This window comes from Actinocorallia lasiicapitis (genome assembly GCF_054778695.1).
Genome location: NZ_BAAGZI010000356.1, coordinates 1 through 6,166, shown reverse-complemented (window position 1 = coordinate 6,166; position 6,166 = coordinate 1). Strand labels below are relative to the sequence as shown.

General features: G+C 72.2%; 7 protein-coding genes. 6 read left to right on the top strand and 1 reads right to left on the bottom strand.

Annotated features, from left to right (window positions below; genetic code table 11):
• The 3 genes from ACYVE7_RS27380 to ACYVE7_RS27370 form a co-directional block, all read left to right on the top strand.
• A partial coding sequence (locus ACYVE7_RS27380) for a substrate-binding domain-containing protein (RefSeq protein ID WP_460368554.1) occupies positions 1-694 on the top strand: 694 nt, incomplete at its 5' end.
• A gap of 59 nt (positions 695-753) precedes the next feature.
• On the top strand, positions 754-1,698 hold the full coding sequence (locus ACYVE7_RS27375) for an ATP-binding cassette domain-containing protein (RefSeq protein ID WP_460368553.1): 945 nt from the start codon (positions 754-756) through the stop codon (positions 1,696-1,698).
• Positions 1,695-2,513, top strand: a complete 819-nt coding sequence (locus tag ACYVE7_RS27370) for an ABC transporter permease subunit (RefSeq protein WP_460368552.1) — start codon at positions 1,695-1,697, stop codon at positions 2,511-2,513. The genes ACYVE7_RS27375 and ACYVE7_RS27370 overlap by 4 nt, the downstream gene beginning before the upstream one ends.
• A gap of 83 nt (positions 2,514-2,596) precedes the next feature.
• Here the strand turns inward: ACYVE7_RS27370 and ACYVE7_RS27365 are convergent, their stop codons facing one another.
• On the bottom strand, positions 2,597-2,749 hold the full coding sequence (locus ACYVE7_RS27365; RefSeq protein ID WP_460368550.1) for a hypothetical protein: 153 nt from the start codon (positions 2,747-2,749) through the stop codon (positions 2,597-2,599).
• Between the two features lie 115 nt (positions 2,750-2,864).
• Between ACYVE7_RS27365 and ACYVE7_RS27360 the strand changes: the two genes are divergently transcribed.
• The 3 genes from ACYVE7_RS27360 to ACYVE7_RS27350 all read left to right on the top strand — a co-directional run.
• The gene (locus ACYVE7_RS27360) at positions 2,865-4,238 is read left to right on the top strand and encodes a xylulokinase (protein WP_460368548.1); all 1,374 of its coding nucleotides are present in this window, start codon (positions 2,865-2,867) and stop codon (positions 4,236-4,238) included.
• The gene (gene xylA, locus ACYVE7_RS27355) at positions 4,235-5,377 is read left to right on the top strand and encodes a xylose isomerase (RefSeq protein ID WP_460368546.1); all 1,143 of its coding nucleotides are present in this window, start codon (positions 4,235-4,237) and stop codon (positions 5,375-5,377) included. Before ACYVE7_RS27360 ends, xylA begins: the two co-directional genes overlap by 4 nt.
• Positions 5,364-6,166 (top strand): ROK family transcriptional regulator (locus ACYVE7_RS27350; RefSeq protein WP_460368545.1); only part of this gene is annotated, 803 nt, incomplete at its 3' end. The genes xylA and ACYVE7_RS27350, both read left to right, overlap by 14 nt.

Genomic DNA, 6,166 nt, shown 5'->3' with positions numbered 1-6,166 from the left:
CGTCGACCTGCCGCTGAACGCCTGGGAGGTGTACTCCGATCAGCTCGCCGTCACCGGCCCCGGCGAGGCGTGGCCGCCCGAGCCGCCCGTCCTGCTGGCGGGGCCCGCCGAGATGCTGGCGGAACTCCTGCTTCCGGCGCTCGCGCCGCTGCTGAAGGACGGCGTCCGGCTCCGGGTGACCACGGGCCTCGCGGACGATCTGCTGGCGGGCCTGCGCGCGGGCACGTTCGACCTGGTCGTCTCGGCGGTCCGCCCACGCGGCCGGACCCTGCGCGCGGAACCGCTGAACGACGAGGAGTTCGTCCTGGTCGCCTCGCCGGAGCTGGCCGCCCGTCTCGGCCCCGACGCCCTCACCCCCACGGCCCTGTCAGCCGCGCCCCTCCTGGCCTACGCCGAGGACCTCCCGATCCTGCGCCGCTACTGGCGCCACGTCTTCGGAACCCGCCTGGTCGCCGCCCCGTCCCTGGTCGTCCCCGACCTCCGCGCCCTGAAGGCCGCGGCCCTCGCGGGCGCGGGCGTCACCGTCCTGCCCCGCTACCTCTGCACCACCGAACTGGCCGCCGGCTCCCTCCGCCTCCTCCTCGATCCCTCCGACCCCCCGATCAACACCACTTTCCTCGTCCACCGAGCAGGCGCCCACCTCTCGCCCCACACCCGCCTGGTCCGCGACCACCTCCTCACCGCCCGGTACTGACCCGGATGAGCAGCTCCAGAGCTGTTCTGGTGCTGGTCGGGGGCAGATAGCGTGGGGGCATGATCGAGGTGCGTGGGCTTACCAAGCAGTACGGGAGCAAGGTCGTCGTCGACCGGGTGGATTTCACGGTGCGGGCGGGGGTCGTCACCGGGTTTCTCGGGCCCAACGGGGCTGGGAAATCCACGACGATGCGGATGATGTTGGGGCTGGATGCGCCCACGTTCGGGTCGGCCACGATCAATGGGGTGGCGTATACGGCGTTGGGGGCGCCCTTGCGGGAGGTCGGGGCGCTGCTGGACGCCAAAGCCGTGCACGGGGGGCGGTCGGCTTACAACCATTTGCTGTGGATGGCGCGGAGCAACGGGATTCCGCGGCGGCGGGTCGATGAGGTGCTGGGGCTGGTCGGGCTGCAGGACGTCGCCAAGAAGCAGCCGAAGGGGTTCTCGCTGGGGATGGGGCAGCGGCTCGGGATCGCCGCGGCGCTGCTCGGCGACCCCGGTGTGCTGCTGTTCGACGAGCCCGTCAACGGCCTCGACCCCGAAGGCATCCTCTGGATCAGGCAGCTCATGCGCGCCCTCGCCGCCGAAGGACGCACGGTGTTCGTCTCCAGCCATCTGATGTCGGAGATGGCCGTGACGGCCGACCACCTCGTGGTCATCGGCCGCGGCCGGATCCTCGCCGACACGTCGATGTCGGCGTTCATCGCCACCGACGCGTCCAGCCATGTGCGCGTCGCCTCACCGCAGGCCACCGAGCTGGCCCGGCTGCTCACCGAACGCTCCTGGCGGGTCGAACCGGACGAGACGGGCGCTCTGCGGGTGTTCGGGCCGACCACCCGCGAGGTCGGTGACGTCGCGGGCGACGCCGGGCTGCGGCTCCACGAACTGACCCAGGTCCAAGCCTCGCTGGAAGAAGCGTTCATGCGTCTGACCAGCGATTCCGTCGAATATCAGGCCGCGCAGACGGCGCAGCCCGCCTACTCCGTTCCCGGGAGCCACCGATGAGCACCGCCACCCTGCCCGCCGGAACCGCCAAGCCGGCCCGCGCCACCTTCGGCGACACCCTGTTCGCCGAGTGGACGAAGCTGGTCACGGTCCGCTCCACGTTCTGGACCCTGCTGGCCGGCATCGTGATCTCGATCGGGATCAGCGCCGCGGTGGCGGCCGCCGTCACCGCCGGCTATTCGGAGCTCGGCGACTCCGAGAAGGCCTCGTTCGACGCCACCGGTTTCGGCCTGGCCGGGCTGAGCCTGGGCATTCTCGCGTTCGCCGTCCTCGGCGTCCTGGTGATCACGTCCGAGTACTCGAGCGGCATGATCCGCACGTCGCTGGCCGCGATGCCGCGCCGGGTGGACCTGCTCGCCGCCAAGGCGCTGGTCCTGTTCGGCGTCGTCCTGGTGGTCGGTGAGATCGTCTCGTTCGGTTCCTTCTTCCTGAGCCAGCTGATCTTCTCGGGCAAGGACCTCGAGGCGACGCTCACCGAGCCGGGCGTGTTCCGGGCGGTCGTCGGCGGCGGTCTGGTCCTGGCCGTCACGGCTCTGCTGGGTCTGGGGGTCGGCACGCTGCTCCGCAATGTCGCGGGTTCCGTCACCGTGATCCTGGGCGTCCTGTTCGTGGCCCCGATCATCGGCGGTTTCCTGCCCGGCTCCGCCGGCGAAACGATCAACAAGTTCCTCCCGTCGAGCGTCAGCGGCACCATCACCACGGTCGTCCCGCCCGACGACGGCCTCTCCCCCTGGACCGGCTTCGCCCTCTACACCCTCTACGCCCTGATCCTGCTGGCCCTGGCCACCTTCCGCCTCAAAAAATCCGACGCCTGACCGGTCCCACGCCAAAAAGCGCCACGCCTCTCCGGGGACGTGGCGCTTTTCGTTTCGCCGGCCCGGTCGGCGGCCGCTCGAGGTCAGTGGTGGCGGCGGGTGGTTAGGCGGGTTTTGAGGGCTTGGAGGCGGGATTTGGTGCGGGGGTCGCGGGCCAGGCGTTCGGCGTGGGCGCGGGCGGTTCGGCCCTGGGGGCTGCGGAGGAAGGCTTGGATTCGTTGGACTAGTGAAGGCATGGGGGCTCCTGGGGAGTTGGGTGGGCGGGCAGTAGTCGCTTACCCGGGATCGGGCGGGTCATCCCGGGAGCGGCGAGGGTTGACATTAAGTTCATGTAGTGAACAAAATGTGGCCATGTTGGTCGCCGGGGTGGATTCGAGTACGCAGAGTGTGAAGGTCGTGCTCTGTGACGGGGAGAGCGGGGAAGTCGTCGGGCAGGGGGCGGCGGCGCATCCCGAAGGGACGTCCTGTGCGGCGGGGGAGTGGTGGGAGGCGCTGCGGCGGGCTGGGGAAGGGCTGCTGGAGCGGGCCGCGGCGGTGGCCGTCGCGGGGCAGCAGCACGGGATGGTCGTGGTCGACGGGGCGGGGGTTCCGGTCAGGGACGCGCTGCTCTGGAACGACACCCGGTCGGCGGGGGCGGCGCGGGAGCTCGTCGCGGAGCTGGGCGGGCCGGGGGAGTGGGCGCGGGCCACCGGGAGCGTGCCCACGGCCTCGTTCACGGTGACCAAGCTGCGGTGGCTGGCCGAGCACGAGCCGGAAGCGGCCGCGCGGGGCGTCGCGGTGCTGCTGCCGCACGACTATCTGACGTGGCGGCTCGGATCCGACGGATATGTCACCGATCGGGGGGACGCCTCCGGCACCGGCTATTGCTCCCCGGCCACAGGACAGTGGCTGCCCGGAAGGCTGAAAGCGGCCTTCGGGCGAGACCTGGAGCTGCCGCGGATCGCCGGCCCAGGGGAACGCGTCGGGACGACGGCGTGGGGCGCGGCCCTGGCGGCGGGGACGGGCGACAACATGGCCGCCGCGCTCGGCCTCGGGCTCGCCCCGGGCGAAGTCGCGGTCTCCCTGGGCACCTCGGGCACCGCGTTCACCGTCGCCGGAACCCCCAGCGCTGACCCGTCGGGGGCGGTCGCCGGGTTCGCCGACGCGACCGGCCGCTACCTCCCCCTGGTCTGCACGCTGAACGCGGCACGGGTGCTCACCTCGACCGCCGCGATGATCGGCGCGACCCTCGACGAGCTGTCCGAGCTCGCGCTCCGCGCCGAACCGGGCGCCGGTGGCCTGACGCTCCTGCCCTACCTGGACGGCGAACGCACCCCGAACCGCCCCGACGCCGACGGCGTGCTGCGCGGCCTCACCACCCGCAACGCCACCCGCGAGAACCTGGCCAGGGCCGGGGTCGAGGGGATGCTGGCCGGGCTCGCCGAAGCCGTCGACGGCGTCGGGGCGCGGCCCGAACGGATCGTGCTGATCGGCGGCGCGGCCGCCGCCGAGGCCGTCCGGCGGATCGCGCCCGAGGTGTTCGGGGTTCCTGTCGCCGTCCCGCGGGCCGCCGAGTACGTCGCGCTCGGGGCGGCGCGGCAGGCCGCGTGGGCGCTCACCGGCGCCCTGCCCGACTGGCCGGGCGCCCCCGCAGAACTCTTCACCGCGACGCCCCGTCCGGTGATCCGCGCACAGCACGTCGCCCTCCGCGACGCCACCCAGCACTGGACCGAGGAAAGATCATGACCAACGCCCCGCAGGAGAAGTTCTCGTTCGGCCTCTGGACGGTCGGCTGGGCCGCCCAGGACGTCTTCGGCTCCGCCACCCGGGCCCCGATGTCCGCGGAACGCGCCGTCCACAAGCTCGCCGAGATCGGCGCGTACGGCGTGAACTTCCACGACAACGACGTGTTCGCGTTCGACGAGTCCGACCGCGAGGAGCGGCTCGCCGCGTTCCGCAAGGCCCTCGCCGAGACGGGCCTGGTCGTCACGACGGCCACCACCAACCTGTTCTCGCATCCCGTTTTCAAGGACGGCGCGTTCACCGCCAACGACCGTGACGTCCGGCGGTTCGCCCTCGCCAAGGTGATGCGGAACCTCGATCTGGCCGCCGAGCTGGGCGCGCGGACCTATGTCTGCTGGGGTGGCCGGGAGGGCGCCGAGTCGGGTGCGGCCAAGGACGTCCGTGCCGCGCTCGACCGCTACAAGGAGGCGTTCGACGTCCTCGGCGGCTATGTGCTGGAGCAGGGCTACGATCTGCGGTTCGCGATCGAGCCGAAGCCGAACGAGCCGCGCGGCGACATCCTGCTGCCGACCATCGGCCACGCCCTCGCCTTCATCGACGAGCTGGAGCATCCGGAGCTCGTCGGCCTCAACCCGGAGGTCGGGCATGAGGAGATGGCGGGGATGAACTTCGCGCACGGCGTCAGCCAGGCGCTCTGGCACGGCAAGCTGTTCCACATCGATCTGAACGGCCAGCACGGCCCCCGCTACGACCAGGATCTGCGGTTCGGCGCGGGCAACGTGCAGGGCGCTTTCTGGACGGTCGACGCGCTGGAGTCGGGCGGCTACGACGGCCCCGTCCACTTCGATTTCAAGCCGCCGCGCACCGAGGACGATCACGGGGTGTGGGTGTCGGCGCGCGCCTGCATGACCAACTATCTGATCCTGCGGGACAAGGTCCGCGCGTTCCGCGCCGACCCGGAGGTGGTGGCGGCGCTGGCGGACGCGCGGGTCGCCGAGCTGGCCGTCCCGACCCTGGCCGACGGCGAGACCTGGCGTACGCTGCGGGACATGACCCATGATCCGGACGCTCTGGCCGCGCGCGGCATGGCGTTCGAACGTCTCGACCAGCTCGCTCTCGAGCATCTGTATGGCGTTCGCTGACGGTCCGGCCTCCCCGGCGACGGTCCGCAGGCACAACGCCCGGCTGGTTCTCGCCCAGGTCCGCGCGCACGGCTCCCGGTCCCGCGCGGATCTGGCGCGGGACACGGGCCTGGCGAAGGCCGCGATCTCGGGGATCGTCGCCGATCTGCTGGAGGCGGGGCTGCTCGCCGAGACGGGCCTGGTCGCGGGCGGCGGACGGGGCCGTCCGGTCACCCTGCTGGAGCTGGACGGCGGCCCCGCGGTCGCGTTGGGCGTCGAGGTGAACGTCGACTTCCTCAACGCCGTGGCCGTGACCCTCTCCGGCGAGGTCGTGCTCAGGGAACGGATCGCCGTCGACGCCCCCACCCCGGACGAGGCCCGTGACCTGGTTCGCGGTCTCGCCCAGAAACTGGACCGTCCGCTGCTGGGCGCGTGCGTGGCCGTTCCCGGACTGGTCGATCCGGACACTGCGACGGTCCGGCACGCCCCCAACCTGCACTGGCGCGACGTCCGGGTGGCGGGCTGGCTGCCGGGCGGCGCGCACTGCGACAACGACGCCAACCTCGCGGTCGTCGCCGAGCACCGCAGGGGCGCGCCCGCCGACGCCGCCTATCTGACAGGCACCGTCGGCATCGGCGCGGGCCTGCTCCTGGACGGCCGCGTCTACCGGGGCGGTTCCGGATACGCCGGAGAGATCGGGCATATGCCGATCGCCGGGAACGAGGTGCGCTGCGGCTGCGGCCGGACGGGCTGCTGGGAGGCGGTCGTCGGCCTGGACGCCCTGTGCCGCCGCGCCCTGCCCGGCTTCGA

What these genes read in the sequence shown, in the direction of transcription:
- ACYVE7_RS27360 (WP_460368548.1), top strand. Translation starts at nt 2,865, where the DNA reads ATGTTGGTCGCCGGGGTGGATTCGAGTACGCAGAGTGTGAAGGTCGTG.
- xylA (WP_460368546.1), top strand. Translation starts at nt 4,235, where the DNA reads ATGACCAACGCCCCGCAGGAGAAGTTCTCGTTCGGCCTCTGGACGGTC.
- ACYVE7_RS27375 (WP_460368553.1), top strand. Translation starts at nt 754, where the DNA reads ATGATCGAGGTGCGTGGGCTTACCAAGCAGTACGGGAGCAAGGTCGTC.
- ACYVE7_RS27370 (WP_460368552.1), top strand. Translation starts at nt 1,695, where the DNA reads ATGAGCACCGCCACCCTGCCCGCCGGAACCGCCAAGCCGGCCCGCGCC.
- ACYVE7_RS27365 (WP_460368550.1), bottom strand. Translation starts at nt 2,749, where the DNA reads ATGCCTTCACTAGTCCAACGAATCCAAGCCTTCCTCCGCAGCCCCCAG.